A 936-nucleotide genomic window follows, 5' to 3' on the forward strand; every position below is an offset into this window, starting at 1 on the left:
GTTTTAAGAAGATTCATGTAAACAATGCCATATTTAGAACCAAATAAGGTATTGAATTCTGGGAAAACAAGATCAATCGATTTCTGTAGTCGATTACAGTATATATTGAGTTCTTCCTTTAGATTATGGTGATGCCGAGTCAATTGTCTTTGTTCGTATAAATCAAAACGGTCAACTTTAGTAATACGATACTGTTTCTTGCGCTCAGGAGTATCGAGGACATCACAAATGGTGATTGTATCTAGTTTGTCATTCTTAGTAATGCCACCTTCCATCTTGCGTGTAAGATCAGTCGTTTTAGGGTTGATCAAGGCAACAGTATATCCGTTGTTAAGAAGAAATTTTAGAAGAGCAACGTGGTAATGCCCAGTGTCTTCCATACCAATTAGAATTGATTTTTTAGAATACGGTTTAAGGGAGTTGATCAGAAAGTCAAATCCTTCTTTGTTGTTAGGAAAAGAAGAAGGTGTAAGATTGAGTTCACCAGTTTCCTTGTCCATAACACAAAAGTGATGACTGTTCTTTCCAACATCGATACCAACTAATTTCATAAATAAGCATCCTTTCTTGATAAAATCTGTGAAAATGGTTATCCACAACACTTAGACCACAAAACCTGGTTCAAAATACGAATTCAAAGACTCATCTAACTAATCACTGTTTTGGAATAAGGTGTGGTAAGAACCTTACAAGAGTAGTCAAGCTACAGGGTATAAATATACAAATCCACATTCACATATTCAATTTTACAAATTAACAAAACCGTCTTCAACCACGGTTATTAAAGGTTGAAAGAAAGGAGAAGTATATTGTAGTCGACCAGTTAGATGGGTCAATTACAATATACCAGGTATACAAATCCTTCCAAGGTAAATATATACGTTATATCTGTACACCATGCCTCATTTGGCTTGCTTGGCGAAAAGTCTCTTTTTA

The 936-nt window shown here is 34.9% G+C and carries 1 protein-coding gene; it reads right to left on the minus strand.

The window, feature by feature from the left end; all coding sequences use genetic code 11:
- Positions 1–551 (minus strand): IS110 family transposase (locus H8911_RS12165; protein ID WP_186999840.1); only part of this gene is annotated, 551 nt, incomplete at its 3' end.
- Positions 552–936 lie beyond the last annotated feature (385 nt).

The organism is Holdemanella hominis (assembly GCF_014306155.1).
Lineage (GTDB): Bacteria > Bacillota_I > Bacilli_A > Erysipelotrichales > Erysipelotrichaceae > Holdemanella > Holdemanella hominis.